This window comes from Pseudomonas sp. B21-054 (assembly GCF_026016345.1).
Classification (GTDB): Bacteria; Pseudomonadota; Gammaproteobacteria; order Pseudomonadales; family Pseudomonadaceae; genus Aquipseudomonas.
The window spans coordinates 271,226-293,722 of the sequence record NZ_CP087204.1; the positions used below are offsets into that span (position 1 = coordinate 271,226).

Below are 22,497 nucleotides of genomic sequence, written 5' to 3' on the forward strand. Positions count from 1 at the left end.
CTCAATAGCCTAGCCCCGATCCTGGTTTTATTAACCCAGGAACAGCTGGTACGCCGGGTTATCGCTTTCATCCCAGTATGGATAGCCGATTGCTTCCAGGGCGGCCGGCACCAGGTGGCGTTCATCGTGAGGCACTTGCAGCCCCGCGACCACGCGGCCGTCCGCCGCGCCATGGTTGCGGTAATGGAACATCGAGATATTCCAGCGTCCGCCCAGCTTATTGAGGAAATTGAACAGCGCTCCCGGTCGTTCCGGGAATTCGAAGCGCAGCACCACTTCGTCGATGACGTGGGCCGCATGGCCGCCCACCATATGGCGGATGTGCAGCTTGGCCAGTTCGTTATCGGTCAGGTCCAGCACCGGGAAGCCTTGCTCGGTCAGGCTGGCGATCAGCGCGCTGCGTGGGTCGTTTTCCGGGTGCGTCTGCACGCCCACGAAGATGTGGGCCTCGCTGCCGGTGTTGTAGCGATAGTTGAATTCGGTGATCTGGCGCTTGCCGACGGCTTCGCAGAACGCCTTGAAGCTGCCCGGTTTCTCGGGGATGGTCACCGCGATGATCGCCTCGCGGCCTTCGCCCAGCTCGGCGCGCTCGGCGACATGACGCAAACGATCGAAATTGACGTTGGCGCCGGAGTCGATGGCCACCAGGGTCTGGCCGCTGATGCCGCGCGATTCGACGTATTTCTTGATCCCGGCCACGCCCAGGGCGCCAGCAGGTTCGGTGATCGAGCGGGTATCGTCGTAGATATCCTTGATGGCGGCGCAGATCTCGTCGGTACTGACGGTGATCACTTCGTCCACATGATGCTTGCAGATATCAAAGGTGTGCTGACCGATCTGCGCCACGGCGACGCCGTCGGCAAACAGCCCCACGGTCGGCAGCACCACGCGCTCGCCGGCGGCCATCGCGGCCTGCAGGCAGTTGGAGTCGTCCGGCTCGACGCCGATGATCCTGATATCCGGCCGCAGGTATTTCACATAGGCCGCGATACCGGCGATCAGCCCGCCGCCGCCCACCGGGACGAAAATCGCATCCAGGGGGGCCGGGTGCTGGCGCAGGATCTCCATGGCCACCGTGCCCTGCCCTGCAATGGTGTGGGGATCGTCATACGGGTGGATGTAGACGTAGCCCTTTTCGTCGACCAGTTTCAGCGAATAGGCCAGCGCCTCGGGGAACGAATCGCCATGCAGCACCACTTTGCCGCCACGGGAGCGAACACCTTCGACCTTGATTTCCGGTGTGGTCTTGGGCATCACGATGGTGGCTTTGACGCCCAATACCTTGGCCGCCAGTGCCAGGCCTTGGGCGTGGTTGCCTGCCGACGCCGTGACCACGCCACGGGCGCGTTCTTCGTCGCTGAGCTGGGTCAGCTTGTTGTACGCCCCGCGAATCTTGAACGAGAACACCGGCTGCAGGTCTTCGCGCTTGAGCAAGATGGTGTTGCCCAGCCGCTCGGAAAGCTGGCGAGCGGGCTGCAGCGGGGTTTCTACGGCAACGTCGTAAACGCGCGAGGTGAGGATCTTTTTGACGTACTGTTCAAGCATCGGAAAGCATCACTGAGCGGGTTGGGCAGGGCCAAGGAGTCTAACCCGGCTTTTGGCTGGGCGACCACAGGGATCTGCGTTCAATCAGGCGATGACCGAGGCTCTGGCGGCGCCTATAATGCCGGCCTTTCGTTCCCTCTCGGCACCTTCGGAGCCCGCATGACCCAGGATCAACTCAAACAGGCCGTGGCCCAGGCCGCTGTCGACCTCATCCTCCCGAAACTGGATGACAAGAGCATCGTCGGGGTCGGCACCGGCTCTACGGCCAACTGCTTCATCGACGCGCTGGCGCAACACAAAGGCGCGTTCGACGGCGCGGTCGCCAGTTCCGAAGCCACCGCTGCGCGGCTCAAGGGTCACGGGATCCCGGTGTATGAACTCAACACCGTGAGCGACCTGGAGTTCTACGTCGATGGCGCCGACGAAAGCGATGCGCACCTGAACCTGATCAAAGGCGGCGGCGCGGCGCTGACACGCGAGAAAATCGTCGCGGCCGTGGCCAAGACCTTCATCTGCATCGCCGATGCCAGCAAGCTGGTGCCGGTGCTCGGCGCGTTCCCGCTGCCGGTGGAAGTCATCCCGATGGCCCGCAGCCACGTCGCTCGCCAATTGGTGAAACTGGGCGGCGACCCGGTGTACCGCGAAGGGGTGTTGACCGACAACGGCAATATCATCCTGGATGTGCATAACCTGCAGATCACGAATCCGGTGGAATTGGAAAGCCAGATCAACGCTATCGTTGGCGTGGTCACCAATGGTCTGTTCGCGGCGCGTCCGGCGGATGTGCTGTTGCTCGGGACCCCTGAAGGGGTGAAGACGCTGCGGGCTGAGTAAGCTGGCGAAATAGTCTTTTAAGTGAAGTAGTCCCTGTGGGAGCGAGCTTGCTCGCGATAGCGGTCTATCCGACATATTAATGTTGGCTGACACACCGCCATCGCGAGCAAGCTCGCTCCCACATTAGGTTTTGTGGTGCATCAAGGCTGCGGCTTCTTGAACACATAGAACAGGTTCGGCTCGCTCACCACGTACAGGGTGCCATCGTCGTCCATGGCGAGGCCTTCGGCCTGGGGCACGGTTTTCTGCAAGCCTTGGCGACCCTTGTTCAGCGACAGCGTGCTTAACGGCCGGCCATCGATATCCAGCTCGATAATCAACCGCGACTCATCGGACAGCGCCAGCAAATGGCCGCTGCGTTCGTCGTATTGCAGGCTCGAGAGGTCGCGCACGAACAGTCCGGCATCGCGCTTGGGATTGTTGATCACATGGACCGCGTAGGATTTTTCCGGATTGTGATGGGGAAACCCGTGCACTTCATAAATCAGCATCGGGTCGCGTTCCTTGGCCACGAATAGACGTTTACCCACCGAATCGTAGGCCAGCCCTTCGAAACCTTTGTTCTTTTTCATGTGCACGCCGAGGCTCATTTGCTCGGCATCGGCGGCGTCAAGGAATTGGGTGTCGTCTTCCAGATGGATCTTGATCAGCCGTTGCTGGCGCTCGTCGGAGATGACGTAGGTGTTTTCACTGATGAACTCAACCGCTTCCGGATCGCCAAAGCCGACCAAGGCGATACGCCGCAGGATCTTGCCTTCCAGTGACAACTCGATGAGCTCTGGATTCTGGTTGGTGACGGTGAACAGGCTTTTGCGTACCGGATCGAACGTCAGCGCCGAAACGTCATCGTCCAGGCCTTCGATCGCCTGCGCTTCCACCGTGACCCGGTATTGGTCCAGTGCGATGGACTGTTCGCTGAGGGGGTGCCAGAGGGTATTGAGATTGAACCAGGCGCGTTCGAACAGGCGCAGGTACTGCCCTGCTGCGATCGAGGCGATCAGCGCGCTTATCAGGAGTATTAAAATCAAGGGTTTGGGGCGGGCGAGTCGACGCATCTGGGTGGCTCGGATAAGAACAGGTGGTTGGAAATACCACGGCTGCCTGAACTGAAGCTTAATGGCCGTGTGCCACGCCCTACAAGGAAAGGAGGATTATCTTACAGAGCTAGCGCTATCAGCGTTGTTTCTCGAAACGGTAGAACAGGTTCGGTTCGCTGACCATGTAGAGGTTGCCAGCCTCATCGACGGTGACGCCTTCGGCACGGGGGATGGTGTCCTTCAGGCCGTTGAAACCGCCCAGCAAGGTCATGAAGCTGACCTGGTCGCCTTTTTCGTCCAGCTCCAGCAGCAGATGGGAGTCGGCTGAAAGCACCAGCAAATGTCCGGTGCGCGGGTCCATTGCCAGGGCCGAGAGGTTTCGCAGGTCCAATTCATTGCTGGTATGGATCTGCTTGTCGCCCTTGAGCAGTCGGCTGCCATCGCTTTTCCAAGTGAACAGCGCAGGCGGACGTTCCTCTCCAAGTATCAGTTGCTGGTTGCGTGGATCCCAGACGATCGCTTCGAAGCCCTTGTTCTGGTTCTTTGATGGGCCGAGATCGTAGCGGGGGAAGTCGGCTTTGTTCAGTTCGCGGGTATTGGCATCAACGTGAACGATCGTCAGCGTGTGTTTTCGCTCATCGGTAATGGCCAGCAGGCCGTTCTCCATATAGGCCACGCCTTCGGGGTTGCTCCAGCCTATCAGCGGCATCTTGCGCAGCACGTCGCCTTGCAGGGTCAGCTCCGCCAGGAACGGGTTTTTGCCCATGACGGCGAACAGGGTTTTGGTCTGCGGGTTGTAGGTCACATCGGACGCTTCGTCCTTCTCCATGCCTGGTAGCGGCTTGGCGTCAATCACGGCGTGGTAGGCCGGCAACCAAGTGCTTTCCTCGCGCTGGGCTGGGCTCTGGAGGTGTTCCGATAGCCAAAGCAGGCCCCGGTCATCCCAATGCATGGCAAACGCCAAGCCGTAGGCGGCAGCCAGCGCCAGCAGCGACCAGACATACCAGGGCAGGGCGAAGCGAGAGCGGACGGGGTTGGCGGGGGGCAGTGCTTGGGTCTTGGCCATCGGGGAATGCGTTCCAGAGAATTCGGGCAAAAAGGAATGACTGGCTCAGATGCCGCATTCCCTGGAATTATCCGGATGGCATGTGAAAAAAACGGTAAATGGCAGCGACCCCATGTGGGAGCGGGCTTGCTCGCGAAGGGGCCGTCAGATTCAACAACTATGCTGACTGTTATACCGCCTTCGCGAGCAAGCCCGCTCCCACATGATCTCTTGCGGTCACAAACCGAGTTAACGAACGCTGCTTTCGAAGCGGCTCGCCCCCGGCAATTCCAGCACCAGTTCATCACCCACATTCAGCGGCCCGACGCCCGCCGGGGTGCCGGTGAGGATCACGTCGCCGGCCTGCAGCGAGAAGCAACCGGCCATGTACTGGATCATCGGCACGATGGGGTTGAGCATCAGGCTGCTGTTGCCATCCTGGCGCACTTCACCGTTGATGGTCAGGCGCACGGGGATGTCCGCCAAGTTGGCGAAGGTAGCGTTCGACACGAACGGTGCGATCACCGCCGCGCCATCGAAGGACTTGGCGACTTCCCATGGCAGTCCCTTGGCCTTGAGCTCGGCTTGCTTGTCCCGCAGGGTCAGGTCCAGGGCCGGGGCGAAGCCGGAGATGGCGTCCAGCACTTCTTCGACGCTGGGGCGGGTCGACAGCGGTTTGCCGATCAGCACGGCGATTTCTGCTTCGTAGTGCACCGAACCGCGGTCGGCAGGAATGCTGAAACCGCCTTCCAATGGCACCACGCAACTGCCCGGCTTGATGAACAGCAGGGGTTCGGTGGGCACCGGGTTGTCCAGTTCCTTTGCATGTTCGGCGTAGTTACGGCCAATGCACACCACTTTTCCCACCGGGAAATGAATACGGGTACCGTCGACATACTGGTGCTGATAGCTCATTACCGACTCCTGCTTCTTGGATTCATCAGGTGTTTTTTAGACATCAAACCGCGAATATCTTGCCTGGGTTCATGATGCCGTTGGGGTCGAATACCGCTTTCACGGCTTTCATGTAGTCGATTTCCACCGGCGAACGACTGTAGGTCAGGTAGTCGCGCTTGGTCATGCCGACGCCGTGCTCGGCGGAAATCGAGCCGTTGTACTTCTCGACGGTTTCAAACACCCATTTGTTCACGGTTGCGCACTTGGCAAAGAATTCATCCTTGCTCAGGTTTTCCGGCTTGAGGATATTCAGGTGCAGGTTGCCGTCGCCAATGTGGCCGAACCAGACAATTTCAAAGTCTGGGTAGTGTTCGCCGACGATCGTGTCGATATCTCGCAAGAACCCGGGAACCTTTGAGACAGTCACCGAGATGTCGTTCTTGTAGGGTGTCCAGTGGGAAATGGTTTCGGAGATGTACTCGCGCAGCTTCCACAGGTTCTGCAGTTGGGTTTCGCTCTGGCTCATCACGCCGTCGAGCACCCAGCCCTGCTCCACGCAGTGCTCGAAGGTTTCCAGGGCGTGGTTGGCGACTTCTTCGGTGGTGGCTTCGAATTCCAGCAGGGCGTAGAACGGGCACTCGGTTTCGAACGGCGCCGGCACGTCGCCACGACCGAGGACCTTGGCCAGGGCCTTGTCGGAGAAGAATTCGAAGGCGGTCAGGTCAAGCTTGCCCTGGAAGGCGTGCAGCACCGGCATGATCGAATCGAAGTCCGTCGTGCCGAGGACCATTGCCGTGAGGTTTTTCGGGGCGCGATCCAGGCGCATGGTGGCCTCGACCACGAAGCCGAGGGTGCCCTCGGCGCCGATGAACAGCTGTCGCAAGTCGTAGCCGGTGGCGTTCTTGATCAGGTCTTTGTTCAGTTCCAGCAGGTCACCCTTGCCGGTGACGACTTTCATGCCCGCGACCCAGTTGCGGGTCATGCCGTAGCGAATGACCTTGATCCCGCCGGCATTGGTGCCGATGTTGCCGCCAATCTGGCTGGAACCGGCCGAGGCAAAATCCACCGGATAGTACAGGCCGTGTTCTTCAGCCTTGTTCTGCAATTGCTCGGTGACCACGCCTGGCTGGCAGACGGCGGTACGGTCGGTGAGGTTCACGTCGAGAATCTGGTTCATGTAGTCAAACGACACGACCACTTCACCGTTGGCCGCCACGGCTGCCGCGGAAAGCCCGGTACGTCCGCCCGACGGCACCAACGCGACCTTGTGCTCGTTGGCCCAGCGCACGATGGCCTGGACCTGTTCGGTGGTCTTGGGAAAGACGATGGCCGTGGGTGCGGGAGCGAAATGCTTGGTCCAATCCTTGCCGTAAGCGTCCAGGGAGGCGGCATCGGTCAGGACCTTGCCAGGCTCAACCAGGGTCTTCAGCTCATCTATCAGGGCAGGATTGGTCATCGACAGAACTCTCGAACAATTCATGGTCATCCTGAGAACGCTTCACGTCGCAGGAATGAGTGTTTAGCGGGGTGCGTATGCTAGCATACCGACCCCGCAGCGTAGTGCCCAATGGCTGTTCTGCGGCGACGGCTGTCACGCCGGTCGGGCCAGCATATGCTGTCCGATTCCCTGCCATTTTTCTCCGGGACACAGGTTTACGCAGATGAGCAAGACTTCTCTCGATAAGAGCAAGATCAAGTTCCTTCTTCTCGAAGGCGTCCACCAATCGGCTGTCGACGTCCTCAAGTCGGCGGGCTACACCAGCATCGAGTACATCACCAGTTCTCTGCCGGAAGCCCAGCTCAAGGAAAAGATCGCCGATGCTCACTTCATCGGCATTCGCTCCCGCACGCAATTGACCGAAGAGATCTTCGACCACGCCAAGAAACTGGTCGCGGTCGGCTGCTTCTGCATCGGCACCAACCAGGTTGACCTCAACGCGGCCCGTGAGCGCGGTATCGCGGTGTTCAACGCGCCGTACTCCAACACCCGTTCCGTTGCCGAACTGGTGCTGGCCGAAGCGATCCTGCTGCTGCGCGGCATCCCTGAGAAAAACGCTTCCTGCCACCGGGGCGGCTGGATCAAGAGCGCGGCCAACTCCTTCGAAATCCGCGGCAAGAAGCTGGGCATCGTCGGTTATGGCTCGATTGGCACCCAGTTGTCGGTCCTGGCCGAAGGCCTGGGGATGCAGGTGTTCTTCTACGACACCGTGACCAAGCTGCCGTTGGGCAACGCCACCCAGGTCAATGACCTGCACGAGCTGCTGGGCATGTCCGACATCGTGACCCTGCACGTACCGGAAACCGCTGCCACCCAGTGGATGATCGGTGAGAAGGAAATCCGCGCCATCAAGAAGGGCGGGATCCTGATCAACGCTGCCCGCGGCACCGTGGTCAAGCTCGACGCCCTGGCCGAAGCGATCAAGGACAAGCACCTGATCGGCGCGGCCATCGACGTGTTCCCGGTGGAGCCACGCTCCAACGACGATATCTTCGAAAGCCCGTTGCGTGGCCTGGACAATGTGATCCTGACCCCGCACATCGGTGGCTCCACGGCTGAAGCCCAGGCCAACATCGGCCTGGAAGTGGCGGAAAAACTGGTCAAGTACAGCGACAACGGTACCTCGGTATCGTCCGTTAACTTCCCGGAAGTGGCCTTGCCGGCTCACCCTGGCAAGCACCGCCTGTTGCACATCCACGAGAACATCCCGGGTGTGATGAGCGAGATCAACAAGGTCTTCGCCGAAAACGGCATCAACATTTCCGGTCAGTTCCTGCAGACCAACGAGAAAGTCGGCTACGTCGTGATCGACGTCGACGCCGAATACTCGGACCTGGCGCAAGAGAAGCTGCAGCACATCAACGGCACCATTCGTTGCCGGGTGCTGTTCTGATACTGCAGTGCTAGCTGAGGTTTGGCTTGTAATAAAAAACGGGAGCCTGGTGAGGGCTCCCGTTTTTTTCTGCCTGGTACAACACTTGACCTTGTGGGAGCGAGCTTGCTCGCGATAGCGGTGTGTCAGTAAATAAATATGCTAACTGAACCGGCGCTATCGCGAGCAAGCTCGCTCCCACAGGGGGGGTGTGCCAGCCAGTGCTGCGTTACTTCACGGTGACGGTGATCTTCTTGGACACGATCGTCGGATGGAACGGCATATGGCCGCTGTCACCCAATATCAGCTGCAAGGTATGTTTGCCCGGGGCCAGCTTGATGGTGGCTTCGGTCTGCGCTTTGCCGAAGTGCATGTGGTTGGCGTCGGTCGGAATCGGTGCGCCTTCAGCGGGCAGTTTGTCGACATCGATCAGCAGATGATGATGCCCGGTGTTTTTGGTTACATCACCTGCCGGAGCCAGGGCGATGTTCTTGACGCCGAACTTGACCTTGAATTCCTGAGCAACGGTGGCGCCGTCTTCCGGTGAAACGATGAATACCTCTGCGCCTTTGGGAGCGGGGGTAGCGGCTGCCGCCAGCATCGAAGTACTCAGCAACAGACCGGCCAACGCGGCACGAGACATAAAGCTTTTCATTTTTTTCTCCAGTTTTTCCATGAAATACGCCTGGCCATCACAACTTCATGACCAATCGTTGTCGAAGCCTGCAACAACCATAGCAAAGCGAACCTGAAACGAGCGTCGCTTGTATAAATACAAAGGAGTGACCATGCGTTTCCTGCCTGGCCTGATCTGCCTGCTACCCCTGTTGAGCCCTCTGGCCCATGCCGAACTGATCGACGACATCAATGACCGTGGCGAACTGCGCATTGCCCTCGAGGCCAATACCGCGCCTTTCAATTTCAAGGAAGACGGCAAGCTCGCCGGCTTCGAAGTGGAACTGGGCCAAATGCTGGCCCGTGAACTCGATGTACAGGCCGATTTCGTGGTCACCGATTCCGGTGACCTGCTGTCCGGAGTGGAAAGCGGCAAGTACGACGTGGCCATCAACCACATAGCAATGACCCCGGAACTGGCGGAACGTTTCGACACCAGCGCCGTTTACAGTCAGCCGGATGCACAATTGCTGGCGAGTAAGGATGAGACGCCACGTCCGCTGGTCATGGCGCAGTCTTTCCAGCCGGAAGAAAAGAGCGAGCCGGCGCCGAACCTGGTGATTCCGTTCCAGAAGGGTAACCCGGCGTTCAAGGCCAGCCTGGATAACGCCCTGGCGCGGATCAAGGAGGATGGGCGGTTGGAGCAGTTGTCGCAGAAGTGGTTGGGGAAGCAGGACTGACAGCGATTAAAGATCGGACTCAAGCGCTGTTTTTTGTGGCGAGGGGATTTATCCCCGCTGGGCTGCGAAGCAGCCCCAAACAGCCGTTGCCCGGTGTGTCTGAATGATTGCATCGCTTGCATGGGGGGCGCTGCGCACCCCAGCGGGGATAAATCCCCTCGCCACAGGGGGATTTCAAGGTCTACGCCAGACACTCGCCAACCAGGGTTGTTGCTCCCGTGGCAGTCCCGCCGGCCGGTAGTAATGCTCCAGCTCCACAAAGCCTGCCTCGTTGAGCAGCGTGCGCCAGGCCGCTAGGTCGTGATAAGCGCCGAAGCGCTGGCCGTTCCAGCCTTCCTGGTTTTCGCCCCGAGGGTTGGAGCTGAACAGCACCCCCCCGGGCTTGAGCGTGGCATGCAGTTGTTTCAGCACCCGAGGCAGTTCCTGGACCGGGATATGAAACAGCACGGCGTTGGCGAAGATCCCGTCGAAACGTTCGGCCGGCAGGTCGAGTTTCAAAAAGTCCTGTTGCCACACTTCGCACCCGCTGTCCTGGCGCGCCATCCGGGCAAATTCCGCCGAGCCATCGAGGCCCACCGCCACGTGGCCCATGGCGGTGAACGTTCGCAGGTCTCGTCCGGGGCCGCAGCCGAAGTCCAGGATGTGCAACGGTGCCTCGGCTTGAATGTGCCGCAGCAACGCGTCGATGTTCTGGCTGACGTCGTGATCGCGAGTGCCTTCACGGAAGCTGTCGGCGACCGCATTGTAATGGCCCAGGGTCGTGGCGGTGATGGTCTGCAGGTCGTCGGGGGTGTGTTTCATGGTTCGGGGACTTGGGTAGGGAGCGTCAGCCGACTATACCGCAAGCAGACTCACGCCCCCATTGGCATCGGCCAACGCCGCCTAGCGCTTGTTCAAGCCCCGCGCCAATCGGTCCCCACCCAGTTGAATCACCGCCACCAACGCCACCAGCAACACGATCACCGTGAGCATGATCTGGCTGTCGAAACGCTGGTAGCCGTACCGGTAGGCGATGTCCCCCAGGCCACCGGCGCCGATCGCGCCGGCCATGGCCGAGGAGTTGATCATGGTCACCAGCGTGATGGTAAAACCGCCGACGATGCCCGGCAGTGCTTCGGGCAGCAGCACGTGCCAGACAATGTGCCAGCGCCGGCACCCCATGGCCTGGGCCGCTTCGATCAGGCCATGGTCGACCTCCCGCAGGCTGACTTCGGCGATGCGGGCGAAGAACGGTGTGGCGGCGATGGTCAGGGGGACCACCGCGGCCCAAACGCCGTAGGTGGTGCCGACAATCAGCCGCGTGAACGGAATCAACGCCACCATCAGAATCAGGAAGGGGATCGAGCGAAACAGGTTCACGAATGCGCCCAGGGCGCGATTCAGGGCGGGCGCTTCATAGATCCCGCCCTTGCCGCTGGTGACCAGAATCACCGCCAGCGGAATGCCTGCCAGCAACGCGATCAACGACGACACGCCGACCATCAGGAAGGTGTCGATGAAACCCTGCAATAACCGATCAAACCACATAACCCAGCACCTCCACCCGTTGCGCCCAATTGCCCGCCCGTTGGCGCAGTTCCTCGGCGCCCCATGACGAGCCACTCACCGCCAGCAGCAATTGCCCCAGCCCGTGGCCCTGAATCCGTTCGATGCCGCCGTGCAGCAGATGCACCCGACCACCGAGGGCGTTGAACAAGGCCGCGAGGTCCGGTTCTTCCCGCCCGATGCCGGTGAATTGCAGGCGCAGTACAGTGGCGGCATCCGCCGATGCGGGTTGCACCTGCAGGCGACCTTGCAGTTCTTCCGGTATGGCGTGTTGCAAGGGCGCCAGCAGGGTCCGGCTGACCTCGTGCTGCGGGTTGCCGAACACCTCCCAGACTGGCCCCTGCTCGACAATCCGCCCTTGCTCGAGCACCACCACCCGGTCGCACACTTCGCGGATCACCGCCATCTCATGGGTGATCAGTACGATGGTCAGGCCCAGTCGCTGATTGATCTCGCGCAGCAGGCCGAGGATCGACTGGGTGGTCTCCGGGTCCAGGGCTGATGTGGCCTCGTCGCACAACAGAATCTGTGGATCATGCACCAGCGCCCGGGCGATCCCGACGCGCTGCTTCTGCCCGCCCGAGAGCTGCGCCGGGTAGGCCTGGTGCTTGCCTTGCAAACCCACCAGCTCCAACAGCTCGCGAACTTTCTGCTGGCGTTGTTCCTTGGGCACGCCGGCGACTTTCAGCGGCAGCTCGACGTTCTGCCACACGGTCTTGGCCGACATCAGGTTGAAGTGCTGGAAGATCATGCCGACGCGCCGACGCAGTTCCACCAGGCGGTCTTCATCGAATTCGCCGATGTCCACCTGATCGATCAGCACCCGTCCGCGGGTGGGTTGTTCCAGACGGTTGATGGTGCGGATCAGCGATGACTTGCCGGCGCCGCTGCGGCCGATGATACCGAACACCTCGCCGCGCTGGATCGCCAGGTCAATGCCGTGCAGCGCAGCCACCGGGCCTTGGCTGCCGCTGTAAGTCTTGCCCAGGCCGATAAACCGCACATGGGCCCGGTTCAGCTCCGGATGCAGTTCGGTGTGTTCGGCACTCTGGGGCGCGGGGGCTTCATCTCTGAGTCGAGCGTTGACGGCGTTCATGGTCAACCTTCCCAGCCGGCCTGATAGAGCTTGCCGTGGGCCTTGTCCAAGGCGGCGCGCACGGCAGGCGAGTGCTGGTAGATGTCGACGAACTTGATCAAGCGTGGATCGTCCTTGCTCTTGGGCTGGATGACGAACTGGATCACGTATTCCTTGTGATCGAGGCCATCGAACAGCAGGGCCGACGTGGCATCGAAAGTCTTGGCCAGGCGGATGTAGGCGGGGTAGCCCTGTACCAGGTCGGCGTCTTCATAGGCGCGCACCAGTTGCACGGCTTCGACCTGCAGGATCTTGAGTTGCTTCGGGTTGGCGACGATGTCGTCTTCGGTGGCCTTGTAGCCCACGCCTGGCTTGAGGGTGATCAGCCCGGCCTTGGCCAGCAGTTGCAGGCCACGACCGCTGTTGATCGGGTCATTGGCGATGGCGACAGTCGCGCCTTTGGGCAATTCGTCGAAGCTTTTGTATTTTTTCGAATAGAGGCCGACGTTGTTGATGATCCCCGGTGCAAAGGGCACCAGATCGAACCCGGCGGCGGCCTTGGCGTTTTCCAGGAAGGGGATGTGCTGGAAGTAATTCACGTCGATATCGCCAGAGGCGAGGCTGACGTTTGGCGCGATCCAGTCGCTGAACTCCACCAGCTCGACCTTCAGGCCCTGCTTGCCGGCCTCTTCCACGGCCGCCTCCAGGGGAATGGCGAACGCGGCGGTGGTGCCGATTTTCAGCGGTGCATCGGCGGCAAACAGCGCCGAGCTGAACAGGCCAAGGGCCAGCGCCAGTGCTTTGACTGGCAGGGTCAGGAATTGCTGGGTCATGTCGGATATTCCAGTCATTGATTAATTGAGCCATGGGCTTTTTGGCGGTAGGTCGAACCGGTGTGTTGTTCGGGTAAATGGGCCTCTGCGCGGAACAGCTTTTCCCGCAGGGTGCCGGTGTCGTATCCGGTCTTGTACGAGCCGCGTCGCTGCAACTCGGGGATCACCAGGTCGATGAAGTCCACATAGCTTTGCGGCGTCACGATGCGAGTCAGGTTGAAGCCATCGAGGCCGGTTTCGGCAATCCAAGACTCCAGCTCATCGGCCACCTGTTCGGGCGAGCCCACCACCGTGATGTAGCGACCACCCAGGGCGTGTTGCTGCAATAATTTGCGCCGGGTCCAATCATTGTTCTGCAGGGTTTTGGTCGCGGATTGGATGGCGTTGCTTTTCACGTACTGGATCGGCTCGTCCAGTTCGTACTGGGAAAAATCGATCCCCGTCGACGCGGAAAAATGCGCCACCCCAGCCTCGGCGCTGGCGTAGCCCAGGTACTCGGCGTGCTTGGCCCAGGCGGCCGCCTCGGTCTCGCCGACGATCACGTTCAGGCCCATGAATACCTTGATGTCCTCGGGGTTGCGCCCGGCCTCGATGGCACTGGCACGCACCTTGTCCACCTGGACCTTGGTCGCCGGTTTGTTCTGGCCGCTGATGAACACGCACTCGGCGTGCCGCCCGGCAAACAACAAGCCGCGCTCCGAACTGCCGGCCTGGAACAGCACCGGCGTGCGCTGGGGCGACGGTTCGCACAGGTGATAGCCCTCGACCTGATAGAACTCTCCCTGGTGCCGGACCTTGTGCACTTTCTCCGGCTGCGCATAGATCCGCTGCTGGCGATCATTGATCACCGCGTCGTTTTCCCAGCTGCCCTCCCACAGTTTGTAGAGCACTTGCAGGTATTCATCGGCCTGGTCGTAGCGGCGGTCATGCTCGACTTGTGCGGTCAGGCCCATGGCTTTGGCGGCGCTGTCCAGGTAGCCGGTGACGATGTTCCAGCCGACCCGGCCGCGACTCAGGTGGTCGAGGGTGCTCATGCGTCGGGCAAACAGATAGGGCGGTTCGTAGGTCAGGTTGGCGGTGAGGCCGAAGCCCAGGTTCTTCGTGACGGCGGCCATTGCCGAGACCAGCAGCAGCGGGTCGTTGACCGGCAGCTGGATCGACTCTTTCAGAGTGACGTCCACCGACTGTTGGTACACGTCGTAGACGCCGACGATATCGGCGATGAACAGCCCGTCGAACAGTCCGCGCTCGAGCAGTTGCGCCAGGGCGGTCCAGTATTCGAGGGTGTTGTACTGGGTCGATGTGTCCTGGGGATGGGTCCACAAGCCGTGATTGATGTGCCCGATGCAGTTCATGTTGAACGCGTTGAGCAGGATTTTTTTCTTGCCGTGGGCCATCAAATGGTCCCCCGCAGCGGCGGCTTTTCATCGTTGAGGTAGAAATTGCCCACCGCGTGATACTTCCAGCGCACCGGGTCATGCAGGGTGTGCACCCGGGCGTTGCGCCAGTGGCGATCCAGGCCATGCTCAGCCAGGGTCGCCTGGCTGCCGGCCAACTCGAACAGGGTGCTGCTGGCGGCGAGGGAAATCTCGGTGCTGATGGCGCGGGCTTCGGCCACGGCAATCGAGGCGGCGGCGACCGTGTCGGCCTGGGGATTGGCCTGGGCCCGGTCGAGAAACTCGCCGGCGCGCTCCAGCAGTGCTTCGGCGGCGTGCAGGCGGATGCTCAGTTGGCCGAAGCTTTTGAGGGTATGCGGGTCTTCGGTGGCAACGTCGCTGGTGGCGTCGATCCAGGGCCGGGTTTTGCTGCGGACAAAGTGCAAGGCGTCCTCATAGGCGGCGCGGGCGATGCCGGTGTCGATGGCCGCGTGAAGAATCTGCGCCAGCGGCCCCACCGGTGTCGGACGTTCGAAGGCGCTCTGGAACGGCACGATATCTTCGGCAGAGACATAGACGTCCTCGAACACCACTGAACCGCTGCCCGTGGTGCGCTGGCCGAAACCGCTCCAGTCGTCGATGACCGTCAGGCCTTTGCTGTCGCGAGGGACGAAGGCCAGTTGCTGCACGCCGTTTTCATCCACCACCGACGTAGGGATGCGCTGGGCGTAGATCGCCCCCGTGGCGTAAAACTTGCGGCCGTTGATGCGATAGCCCTCGCCGTCGCGGCGCAGTTGGGTCGTGCGGTCGTGGGCGGTCTTGGTGCCCAGTTCGGCCAGCGCATTGCCGAATCGCTGGCCGGCCAACACTTCGGCGTACAGGCGTTGCTTTTGCGCCTCACTGCCGTTCACCCGCAGCACTTCCAGGGCGTAGTAATGATTTTGCGGAATCTGCCCCAGGGAGCCGTCGGCCTGAGCAATCAGCGCAATGACCTTGGCCAGCGTGACGTTGGAAACCCCTGCGCCGCCATAGGCCTTGGGCACGCTGATGCCCCACAGGCCGGAGCGGGAGAAAACCTCCAGTTCCGGGTGTGGCAGGCGACGCTCACGGTCGCGCAGGGCGCTGTCGCGCTTGAAATCGTCGGCCAGGTCGCTGGCCACGATCAGGGCTTGTTCATCGCTGGTGATCACCGCGACATGTTGAGAAAACGTCATGTACTGCTCCAGAGGTCGGGTCGTCAGATCCAGGAATGCCGGGCCGGTAAGGTGCCGTTCAGGTGGTAGGCGCCCACCGCGTGATACTTCCAGCGCACCGGGTCGTGCAGGGTGTGGACCCGCGCGTTGCGCCAGTGGCGATCGAGATTGAATTCGGCGAGGGTGGCGCGGCTGCCGGCCAGCTCGAACAGCTTTTCGCTGGCTTGCAGGGCGATCTCGGTGGTGAGCACCTTGGCCTCGGCCACCGCAATCGAGGCGCGGGCGGCCGATTGCGCGGTGATCGGGGCGGCGCTGACCTGGTCCAGCACTCGTCCGGCTTTGCGCAACAGTGCTTCGGCGGCGTGCAGTTCGATTTTCAGTTTGCCGATGTCGGAAATCACGTAGAGGTCGTCACTGGCGCGGTCGACCTTGGCGTCGATCCAGGGCCGCGCCCGTTCGCGAACGAAGGTGATGGCATCGTCAATGGCACCACGGGCGATGCCCGCATCGATGGCGGCCTGGATCAGTTGCGAGATCGCACCCTGCACATTTGGCGTCTCATTGATGCGCCAGTTATCCAGTACCAGTTCAGCGTCGACCCGCACATTGTTCAGCAACACGGTGCCGCTGGCCGTGGTGCGCTGGCCGAAGCCCGACCAGTCGTCGACGATGCGCAGCCCCGGAGTGCCGCGGCGAACGAACGCCAAGACCTGGCGACCCTGGTCATTCAACGCCTTGACCGCCACCCAGTGGGCGAACAGCGCGCCGGTGGAATAGAACTTCTGTCCGCTGATGACAAAACCGTCACCGTCAGCGCTGATCCGTGCCTTGAGTTCCAGGGTATTGCGGGTGCCTCGTTCCGGCCCGGCGTTGCCGATGCGCCAGCCTTCGAGCACGCTCTGCAGAAGGACTTCTTTCTGCCGTTCGGTGCCCGTGCCGAGAATCAGCTGGAGCACACCGAATTGGTTCTGCGGAATCTGCCCAAGGGCCGGATCGGCAGCGGAGATGATCGCGAACACGTCGGCAAGGGTGACGAACGAAACCTGCGGGCCGCCGTATTCCCGGGGGATGGTGATGCTGCCTAGCCCCGTGCGGGTGAACTGTTCGATCTCTGACCAGGGCAGCTTGCGCTGCTGATCACGCCGCGCGGCCTGCTGACGGGCGACCTGCGCCAGTTCATGGGCGGCTTTGATCGCCTCGGCATCGTTGCGCAGCACCTGTGCGGGCAACAGCAACGGTGCGATGTCCAGGTCGCTCTGGAGCTTTGCTTGCGCCAAATCCGACATTACAGCCACTCCGTGGCTGCAGGCAGTGCCGTGGCGAACTGCACTGGGGTGATTGTGTTCCGTACCATACCCACCTCACATCTTTTCGGAAAACGCCGCGATGAATGCGGCGCGTCAAAATCAAGGATGTCCGGTGGTCCGGTGTATATACCCTAAGCGTGTATAAATTATTTTTGAACTAACTTTTAGGAATATCAATAGAGGGCTTTTGCCGAGTGAGGCGTGGCGAGGGGGCTTGCTCCCGCTTGGGTGCGCAGCGCCCATTGCGTCGAAGACGCGGTGACCGCTCTCTTCATGGAAAGTGATAGATGGCTAACATGGATTGATCGTTCCTCACGCTCCTGCGTGGGAATGCTGCCAGGGGCGCTCCGAGTTCCGCTTCTGGCAGGTGACGCAGAGCGTGGGAACGATCAACAAAAAGCTGTCCAGTAGCGCTTACTTTTGTCGAAGAGACTCGGCTGCCATGAGCACCTCTTTCGCGGGCTTTTTCAGATACGGATTGGCGCACGCGATCTTCAGCGTTCGCGGCGGTGCCCAATGGGAGTTGTTGCCCACCCGATCAATGATGCAGTAGGTCACTTCCAGACGCAGGTCTTCGCCTGCTTCCAGAATGATCTGCGGCGGCACCCAGATATGAATCGGCTGGCCAACCTCGGCCGGTTTGACCGGCGGCAGATCCATGCGCACATCGCCCCAGCGCAGGGTGACCGCATCGCCGGCGGCCATGTTCAGGTAGGGTTCGATCGTCACGGGTACGCCGCGCTTGACCTGGTTCGGGTTCACCCCTTGGCGCCGGATGGTGCCGGGAATGCGCACCGGCGCCAGGCCCTGGTTTTCATCGCCGCTCAGGGCTGACGGTTGGCCACCGGGGCAGTCGAGCTTCACCTGCACCCGTTGCGTGGCTGACAGCGCCGGCCCGCGTCCGACCTGCATCACGCGATAGTGGATGCGCGAGGTGCCGTTGACGATGAAGCTCTCTGGTACCCGCATTGTGACGTTGCCCTGTACGTCCGTTTGCGTCAGCAGGCGAGAGCCCACGTAACAGTTGTCCCAGAACAGTTCGATCAGATCGCCCGCGTCCATGCCGGGGTAGGGGGCAATGGCGACCTCCAGATGAGCGGCGCTGGTGAGGTTGATACCAGTAGGGTGGGCATTGGCCAGGATGGGCGCGGACAGTTCAGCAATGTTCGACGTACATGTCATGGTGTTCTCCTTGATACTTGAAAACGAAGTCCATTTCGGGAAGATCAAAGGCGCTTGATCATCGCGACCTATTTATAATTTGCGCCGTCATAGAGGCTGCAGGTGGATAATCACCGCGCAGAACTAAATTAATGTGCATTGCTTGTTGGTCACTAGATAAGGGCTCAATAGTTTCAGTGTCAATAGAGGCACTTGCTGAATGGTTCATTGTGAAACGCTTCAGAAACCTCCTACGTGCTCATGTTAAGAATACGCGGCGCCCGGTGATCTTTTCCTCGGTTTATCCGTTGCCCGGTGGCGTGCAGAAGTCGGGCAGCTAACATGGATTGGAGCTTGGTCTGGAGGGGTATATTGCGAGAGGTATGTATATACCGCACCCCAAAGAGCTGAGGGTGTTAAGTCGTTTGGAAGTTGCAAGTTGTTTCTTTGCAACTTCCCGGGAGTGGGGGCGCGTTGTTGTAAGTTGACATGACTTCCATCCCTGGAAGTGATGTCGTCATACATAACTTACTGGCCGCCGTGTCCGGCCGATAGGAACTTGCTGAGAAACTGTCGAGTGCGTTCTTCCTTGGGGGCTGCAAACAAAGCCTTGGCTTCGCCTTGTTCGACGATCACACCTTTGTCGAAAAACACCACGCGATTGGCCACGTCCCGGGCGAAGCCCATTTCGTGGGTCACGATGACCATGGTGCGTTTCTCTTCAGCCAGGCCGCGAATGGTCGCCAGGACTTCGCCCACCAGTTCCGGATCGAGGGCCGAGGTCGGCTCGTCGAACAGGATCACCGCAGGTTCCATCGCCAGCGCCCGGGCAATCGCCACGCGCTGCTGCTGGCCGCCGGAGAGGCGCCGTGGGTAGGCGCCTTCCTTGCCAGAGAGACCTACCTTGGCCAACAGTTTGCGGCCCAGGGTTTCGGCGTCGGCACGCGGAATCTTTTTCACCACCAAGGGACCTTCGATCACGTTCTCCAGCGCGGTGCGATGGGGAAACAGGTTGAAGTTCTGGAACACGAAGCCCACCTGCTGGCGCAAACGGCGCACCAGGCCTTGTTGCTGGTTCAGCGGGCGACTGCCATCGATCTCGATGTCGCCGACCTTGATCCGGCCACTGGTAGGCTCTTCGAGGAAGTTCAGGCAACGCAGGAAGGTGGTCTTACCCGAGCCGCTGGGGCCGATTATCGCAACCACCTCGCCTTCTTCAACCTTCAAGTCGATGCCGTTGAGCACCACCTGACCCTTGAACTGCTTTGTCAGTTTTTCCACGACAATCATGGGTCAGGACTCCTGGTCATGCCGATTGACCCGGGCTTCCAAGCGGTTCTGCACATGTGCAAGAACGCTGATCAGAAACCAATAGATCAATGCGGCAGACAGATACATGGCGAATATTTCAAAGGTTCGGGCGGAAACCAACTGTGCCTGCCGGAGCAACTCAGGGACCTGAATGGTAGCCGCCAACGAGGTGTCCTTCACCAACGATGTGAAGCTATTGCCCAACGGAGGCAAGGCGGTACGCATGGCCTGCGGCAGGATAGCTCGACGTAACGTTTGCACACGGGTCATGCCGATACTGGCAGCCGCTTCCCACTGACCGCGTTCGATAGAACTGATGGCAGCTCGCAGGGTTTCGCAAATGTAGGCTGCCATGTTCAACGAGAGGCCAATCAGCGCTGCAGGTATTGGGTCTAACTCAATGCCCACTTGCGGCAAGCCGTAATACATCATGAACAGTTGCACCAGCAGCGGCGTGCCGCGAAAGAACGATACGTACACACGGGCGATCCAGCTCAGCGTTTTGAATCGCGACAAGCGCATCAATGCCAGGCCAAAGCCGAGCAGGAAGCCAAAAAACATCCCGCCCAGGCTCAAGCCCACGGTGAAATACACGCCCTGAAGCAGGAAGGGCGTGGAGTCCAGGATAAGTTGTAACTTTGCTTCCATTATTGGGTGACGTCAGCGTTGAAGTACTTCTCGGACAGCTTCTTGAGGGTGCCGTCCGCGCGCAACTTTTCAATGGCCTGGTTCACCGCTGCCAGTAGCTCAGGTTCGCCTTTACGCAGGGTTACACCTGCTTCCTGACGGGAAAATGCGTCACCGGCGACGGCGGTATCCGGGGCTTTTTTTGCCAGTTCAAACGCAGCGAGACGGTCCACCAGAATCGCATCGATACGGCCGATTCGCAGGTCCTGATATTTGGTCGGATCATCCTCATAGGTCCGGATATCAGCTTTCGGCACGTTATCCTTGAGCCACTGTTCGTAGTTGGTGCCCAGCCCTACACCGACCTTTTTGCCAGCCAAGTCGGCTGCGGCCTTGATGTTGAGCTTCTCTTCGTTCTTCTTCAGGACCAGCGCCTGGATACCGGAGACGGTGTAAGGCTCAGAAAAATCGTATTTTTTCTTACGTTCTTCGGAAATGGTGACCTGGTTGATGACGGCGTCCAGCCGCTTGGATTCCAGCGCAGCCAGGATGCCATCCCACTTGGTCGATTGCAGCTTGACCTTCACACCCAACTCTTTAGCCAAGGCTTCGGAAAACTCCACTTCGAAACCGGCCAGCTTGCCGTCGGCGTCGACGAAACTGAATGGCGGGTAAGTGCCTTCCAAGCCGACGTTGATGACGCCCGCATCCTTGATTTTCTGCAGTTGCTCACCGGCAACCGCTTGCCCCAACAGGCCGGCGCTCAATGCCAGGCCTAGCGAACCTACCAACAGGTTGCGACGTAATGCGGAAAAATTCATGACAAGCCCCTGTGTTTTCTTATGAAGAGGTTATTTTGGCTGAGATAAGGCGTAGCCGCGATCCGAAAAGATTGCCACATCCTGCCTTAAAGCAGGCTGGGCGTCTCGCGGCAAATACGCCTGCGGCGAGACTATAAGAGGGTCTTTATAGATTGGAAAATAATATTAAATCAACCATATATGCCTATTTGGAATGACTTCCTGTGGGAGCGAGCTTACTCGCGATAGCGGTGGACCAGCCGAATTCCATTGCGCTGACACACCCTCATCGCGAACAAGCTCGCTCCTACATGAGGGTTTCCCACCTCTTCAGAAGACTGCGTTATAGGCAAACAACGCCGGCGCGCCGCCCGTGTGCAGGAAGATGATCGGACCTTCGTCGAAACGGTCGCGACCAATGCCATCGAGCAGCCCGGCCATGGCCTTGCCGGTATAGACCGGGTCCAGCAACAGGCCTTCCTGACTGGCCAGCAGCTTGACCGCTGCCAGGGTCCCGGCGTTTGGCTCGCCGTAACGGGGGGCGAAATATTCGTCCCACAGGTTCACTTTGAACGCGTCTGGAAGAGCAACCTCCAGCAGTTGGGCAGTGCGCTCGGCCAGGCCCTGGACCTTCGGGAACTGGTCTTCCTCGCTGCGCGAAACCGTTATGCCAATGACGGGGAGCGTCGGCAGCGCTTCGCTCAGCGCCAGTGCCAGGCCGCTGTGGGTTCCGGCACTGCCCGAGGCCAACACCACGGCGGCGAACTCAAGACCGGTGTCCTTGATCTGCTCGGCCAGTTCCAGGCCCGCACGCACATAGCCCAGCGCGCCCAAGGCGTTGGAACCGCCAATCGGCACCACATAGGGTTTTTTGCCATTGTTGCGCAGGCGATCGGCGAGGGCCTGTAGTTGATCGTCGGCGTTGTCCAGGTTTTCGACCAGTTCGACCTTGGCGTCGAACAGCTCCAGCAGCAGGCGGTTGCCATTGCCCAGGTAATTGCCGTCCTCGGTGCCGATAGGATTTTCCAGCAGGGCCACGCACCCCAGGCCCAGCTTCGCCGCCAGGGCGGCAGTCTGGCGCACATGGTTGGACTGGATCGCGCCGGCGGTGATGAGGGTGTCGGCGCCTTGGGCCAGGGCATCGGCCGCGAGGTATTCGAGCTTGCGCAGTTTGTTGCCGCCCAGGGCCAGGGGCGTCAGGTCGTCGCGCTTGATATAGATGTCGCGACCGAGCCAGGTGGAGAGACGGTCGAGTTTTTCCAATGGGGTCGGGTGGCCAAGCAGGTCGAGACGATTAAAGCGGGCCAGCTGTTGTTTGATCATGGGGTCCGTACTGGTTGTAGGAGATGCCTGGACTATAGGCACGCGGATATTCGTGGGCAACCGGCATGTGGGGTCGAGCTTGCTCGCGATGGCGGTATACCCGTCAATAAAGATGTCGAATGTCAGCCCGTCATCGCGAGCATGCTCGCGCCCACAGGGTCTGTGTTTGGCAGAGCACATGTCTTTGAACACTGAACGAATGCTCCACAGGCAGCGTCATACCTTCCCGTGGGCCTGCGTAGGAAATGCGCCGTCGAGCCCTGGGATTAGTCCTTAGCTGCCTATTCATGTTTAACTTGAACGTTCATTCAAGTTAAACCGTCGGTTTGCTGCCCGCTCACAATAAGGAGGCTTGCTTTTGCC

21 protein-coding genes are annotated in these 22,497 nt (G+C 60.2%); 3 read left to right on the forward strand and 18 right to left on the reverse strand.

What is annotated here, in order from left to right:
• Positions 1 to 30: 30 nt before the first annotated feature.
• Positions 31 to 1,545, reverse strand: coding sequence for a threonine ammonia-lyase, biosynthetic (gene ilvA, locus LOY70_RS01175; RefSeq protein ID WP_265032580.1), 1,515 nt, complete (start codon positions 1,543 to 1,545; stop codon positions 31 to 33).
• Positions 1,546 to 1,704: 159 nt separating this feature from the next.
• Here ilvA and rpiA point away from each other — a divergent pair, with 159 nt between their 5' ends.
• Positions 1,705 to 2,379, forward strand: a complete 675-nt coding sequence (rpiA, locus tag LOY70_RS01180; RefSeq protein ID WP_265032582.1) for a ribose-5-phosphate isomerase RpiA — start codon at positions 1,705 to 1,707, stop codon at positions 2,377 to 2,379.
• 140 nt (positions 2,380 to 2,519) lie between these two features.
• Here rpiA and LOY70_RS01185 read toward each other — a convergent pair whose 3' ends face one another.
• The 4 genes from LOY70_RS01185 to LOY70_RS01200 all read right to left on the reverse strand — a co-directional run bounded on the left by LOY70_RS01185 (position 2,520) and on the right by LOY70_RS01200 (position 6,814).
• On the reverse strand, positions 2,520 to 3,434 hold the full coding sequence (locus tag LOY70_RS01185) for an SdiA-regulated domain-containing protein (RefSeq protein WP_123414844.1): 915 nt from the start codon (positions 3,432 to 3,434) through the stop codon (positions 2,520 to 2,522).
• A gap of 118 nt (positions 3,435 to 3,552) precedes the next feature.
• Positions 3,553 to 4,482, reverse strand: a complete 930-nt coding sequence (locus LOY70_RS01190; protein ID WP_265032584.1) for an SdiA-regulated domain-containing protein — start codon at positions 4,480 to 4,482, stop codon at positions 3,553 to 3,555.
• A gap of 228 nt (positions 4,483 to 4,710) precedes the next feature.
• Positions 4,711 to 5,376, reverse strand: a complete 666-nt coding sequence (locus LOY70_RS01195; RefSeq protein WP_265032586.1) for a fumarylacetoacetate hydrolase family protein — start codon at positions 5,374 to 5,376, stop codon at positions 4,711 to 4,713.
• A gap of 43 nt (positions 5,377 to 5,419) precedes the next feature.
• Positions 5,420 to 6,814, reverse strand: coding sequence for an FAD-binding oxidoreductase (locus tag LOY70_RS01200; protein WP_025211257.1), 1,395 nt, complete (start codon positions 6,812 to 6,814; stop codon positions 5,420 to 5,422).
• Positions 6,815 to 7,019: 205 nt separating this feature from the next.
• Here LOY70_RS01200 and serA point away from each other — a divergent pair, with 205 nt between their 5' ends.
• Positions 7,020 to 8,249 (forward strand): phosphoglycerate dehydrogenase, encoded by a 1,230-nt coding sequence (serA, locus tag LOY70_RS01205; protein ID WP_025211258.1) that lies wholly within the window; start codon positions 7,020 to 7,022, stop codon positions 8,247 to 8,249.
• A 208-nt stretch (positions 8,250 to 8,457) separates the two neighbouring features.
• Here the strand turns inward: serA and LOY70_RS01210 are convergent, their stop codons facing one another.
• Positions 8,458 to 8,883: a DUF4399 domain-containing protein gene (locus tag LOY70_RS01210; RefSeq protein WP_265032591.1), complete on the reverse strand. Its 426-nt coding sequence runs from the start codon at positions 8,881 to 8,883 to the stop codon at positions 8,458 to 8,460.
• 133 nt (positions 8,884 to 9,016) lie between these two features.
• Between LOY70_RS01210 and LOY70_RS01215 the strand changes: the two genes are divergently transcribed.
• On the forward strand, positions 9,017 to 9,583 hold the full coding sequence (locus LOY70_RS01215) for a transporter substrate-binding domain-containing protein (RefSeq protein ID WP_265032593.1): 567 nt from the start codon (positions 9,017 to 9,019) through the stop codon (positions 9,581 to 9,583).
• 174 nt (positions 9,584 to 9,757) lie between these two features.
• On the opposite strand, the gene LOY70_RS01220 is transcribed toward LOY70_RS01215, so the two are convergent.
• From LOY70_RS01220 to LOY70_RS01275, 12 genes are all read right to left on the reverse strand, one after another.
• Complete coding sequence (locus tag LOY70_RS01220) at positions 9,758 to 10,384, reverse strand: class I SAM-dependent methyltransferase (protein WP_265032595.1); 627 nt, start codon at positions 10,382 to 10,384, stop codon at positions 9,758 to 9,760.
• 81 nt (positions 10,385 to 10,465) lie between these two features.
• On the reverse strand, positions 10,466 to 11,110 hold the full coding sequence (locus tag LOY70_RS01225) for a methionine ABC transporter permease (RefSeq protein WP_025211262.1): 645 nt from the start codon (positions 11,108 to 11,110) through the stop codon (positions 10,466 to 10,468).
• Positions 11,100 to 12,224, reverse strand: coding sequence for a methionine ABC transporter ATP-binding protein (locus LOY70_RS01230; protein ID WP_265032600.1), 1,125 nt, complete (start codon positions 12,222 to 12,224; stop codon positions 11,100 to 11,102). Before LOY70_RS01230 ends, LOY70_RS01225 begins: the two co-directional genes overlap by 11 nt.
• A 2-nt stretch (positions 12,225 to 12,226) precedes the next feature.
• Positions 12,227 to 13,036 carry a MetQ/NlpA family ABC transporter substrate-binding protein gene (locus LOY70_RS01235; protein WP_265032602.1) on the reverse strand — a complete coding sequence of 270 codons (810 nt, stop codon included), beginning with the start codon at positions 13,034 to 13,036 and terminating at the stop codon, positions 12,227 to 12,229.
• A 14-nt stretch (positions 13,037 to 13,050) separates the two neighbouring features.
• Positions 13,051 to 14,433, reverse strand: coding sequence for an LLM class flavin-dependent oxidoreductase (locus LOY70_RS01240; protein WP_265032604.1), 1,383 nt, complete (start codon positions 14,431 to 14,433; stop codon positions 13,051 to 13,053).
• Positions 14,433 to 15,626: an SfnB family sulfur acquisition oxidoreductase gene (locus tag LOY70_RS01245; protein ID WP_265032606.1), complete on the reverse strand. Its 1,194-nt coding sequence runs from the start codon at positions 15,624 to 15,626 to the stop codon at positions 14,433 to 14,435. The genes LOY70_RS01240 and LOY70_RS01245 overlap by 1 nt, the downstream gene beginning before the upstream one ends.
• Before the next feature lie 23 nt (positions 15,627 to 15,649).
• Entirely contained in the window at positions 15,650 to 16,891 is a 1,242-nt protein-coding gene (locus tag LOY70_RS01250) for an SfnB family sulfur acquisition oxidoreductase (RefSeq protein WP_265032608.1), read from the reverse strand.
• Between the two features lie 435 nt (positions 16,892 to 17,326).
• On the reverse strand, positions 17,327 to 18,094 hold the full coding sequence (locus tag LOY70_RS01255; protein WP_265032610.1) for a hypothetical protein: 768 nt from the start codon (positions 18,092 to 18,094) through the stop codon (positions 17,327 to 17,329).
• Positions 18,095 to 18,601: 507 nt separating this feature from the next.
• Positions 18,602 to 19,363: an L-cystine ABC transporter ATP-binding protein TcyN gene (gene tcyN / locus LOY70_RS01260; protein ID WP_265032612.1), complete on the reverse strand. Its 762-nt coding sequence runs from the start codon at positions 19,361 to 19,363 to the stop codon at positions 18,602 to 18,604.
• Positions 19,364 to 19,366: 3 nt separating this feature from the next.
• A complete protein-coding gene (tcyL, locus tag LOY70_RS01265; protein ID WP_123414857.1) occupies positions 19,367 to 20,032 on the reverse strand; it encodes a cystine ABC transporter permease in 666 nt (221 codons plus the stop codon).
• Positions 20,032 to 20,832, reverse strand: coding sequence for a cystine ABC transporter substrate-binding protein (gene tcyJ / locus LOY70_RS01270; protein ID WP_123414858.1), 801 nt, complete (start codon positions 20,830 to 20,832; stop codon positions 20,032 to 20,034). The genes tcyL and tcyJ overlap by 1 nt, the downstream gene beginning before the upstream one ends.
• A 309-nt stretch (positions 20,833 to 21,141) precedes the next feature.
• On the reverse strand, positions 21,142 to 22,134 hold the full coding sequence (locus tag LOY70_RS01275) for a D-cysteine desulfhydrase (RefSeq protein WP_265032615.1): 993 nt from the start codon (positions 22,132 to 22,134) through the stop codon (positions 21,142 to 21,144).
• Positions 22,135 to 22,497: the final 363 nt, after the last annotated feature.

What these genes read in the sequence shown, in the direction of transcription:
- ilvA (WP_265032580.1), bottom strand. Translation starts at nt 1,545, where the DNA reads ATGCTTGAACAGTACGTCAAAAAGATCCTCACCTCGCGCGTTTACGAC.
- rpiA (WP_265032582.1), top strand. Translation starts at nt 1,705, where the DNA reads ATGACCCAGGATCAACTCAAACAGGCCGTGGCCCAGGCCGCTGTCGAC.
- LOY70_RS01185 (WP_123414844.1), bottom strand. Translation starts at nt 3,434, where the DNA reads ATGCGTCGACTCGCCCGCCCCAAACCCTTGATTTTAATACTCCTGATA.
- LOY70_RS01190 (WP_265032584.1), bottom strand. Translation starts at nt 4,482, where the DNA reads ATGGCCAAGACCCAAGCACTGCCCCCCGCCAACCCCGTCCGCTCTCGC.
- LOY70_RS01195 (WP_265032586.1), bottom strand. Translation starts at nt 5,376, where the DNA reads ATGAGCTATCAGCACCAGTATGTCGACGGTACCCGTATTCATTTCCCG.
- LOY70_RS01200 (WP_025211257.1), bottom strand. Translation starts at nt 6,814, where the DNA reads ATGACCAATCCTGCCCTGATAGATGAGCTGAAGACCCTGGTTGAGCCT.
- serA (WP_025211258.1), top strand. Translation starts at nt 7,020, where the DNA reads ATGAGCAAGACTTCTCTCGATAAGAGCAAGATCAAGTTCCTTCTTCTC.
- LOY70_RS01210 (WP_265032591.1), bottom strand. Translation starts at nt 8,883, where the DNA reads ATGAAAAGCTTTATGTCTCGTGCCGCGTTGGCCGGTCTGTTGCTGAGT.
- LOY70_RS01215 (WP_265032593.1), top strand. Translation starts at nt 9,017, where the DNA reads ATGCGTTTCCTGCCTGGCCTGATCTGCCTGCTACCCCTGTTGAGCCCT.
- LOY70_RS01220 (WP_265032595.1), bottom strand. Translation starts at nt 10,384, where the DNA reads ATGAAACACACCCCCGACGACCTGCAGACCATCACCGCCACGACCCTG.
- LOY70_RS01225 (WP_025211262.1), bottom strand. Translation starts at nt 11,110, where the DNA reads ATGTGGTTTGATCGGTTATTGCAGGGTTTCATCGACACCTTCCTGATG.
- LOY70_RS01230 (WP_265032600.1), bottom strand. Translation starts at nt 12,224, where the DNA reads ATGAACGCCGTCAACGCTCGACTCAGAGATGAAGCCCCCGCGCCCCAG.
- LOY70_RS01235 (WP_265032602.1), bottom strand. Translation starts at nt 13,036, where the DNA reads ATGACCCAGCAATTCCTGACCCTGCCAGTCAAAGCACTGGCGCTGGCC.
- LOY70_RS01240 (WP_265032604.1), bottom strand. Translation starts at nt 14,433, where the DNA reads ATGGCCCACGGCAAGAAAAAAATCCTGCTCAACGCGTTCAACATGAAC.
- LOY70_RS01245 (WP_265032606.1), bottom strand. Translation starts at nt 15,626, where the DNA reads ATGACGTTTTCTCAACATGTCGCGGTGATCACCAGCGATGAACAAGCC.
- LOY70_RS01250 (WP_265032608.1), bottom strand. Translation starts at nt 16,891, where the DNA reads ATGTCGGATTTGGCGCAAGCAAAGCTCCAGAGCGACCTGGACATCGCA.
- LOY70_RS01255 (WP_265032610.1), bottom strand. Translation starts at nt 18,094, where the DNA reads ATGACATGTACGTCGAACATTGCTGAACTGTCCGCGCCCATCCTGGCC.
- tcyN (WP_265032612.1), bottom strand. Translation starts at nt 19,363, where the DNA reads ATGATTGTCGTGGAAAAACTGACAAAGCAGTTCAAGGGTCAGGTGGTG.
- tcyL (WP_123414857.1), bottom strand. Translation starts at nt 20,032, where the DNA reads ATGGAAGCAAAGTTACAACTTATCCTGGACTCCACGCCCTTCCTGCTT.
- tcyJ (WP_123414858.1), bottom strand. Translation starts at nt 20,832, where the DNA reads ATGAATTTTTCCGCATTACGTCGCAACCTGTTGGTAGGTTCGCTAGGC.
- LOY70_RS01275 (WP_265032615.1), bottom strand. Translation starts at nt 22,134, where the DNA reads ATGATCAAACAACAGCTGGCCCGCTTTAATCGTCTCGACCTGCTTGGC.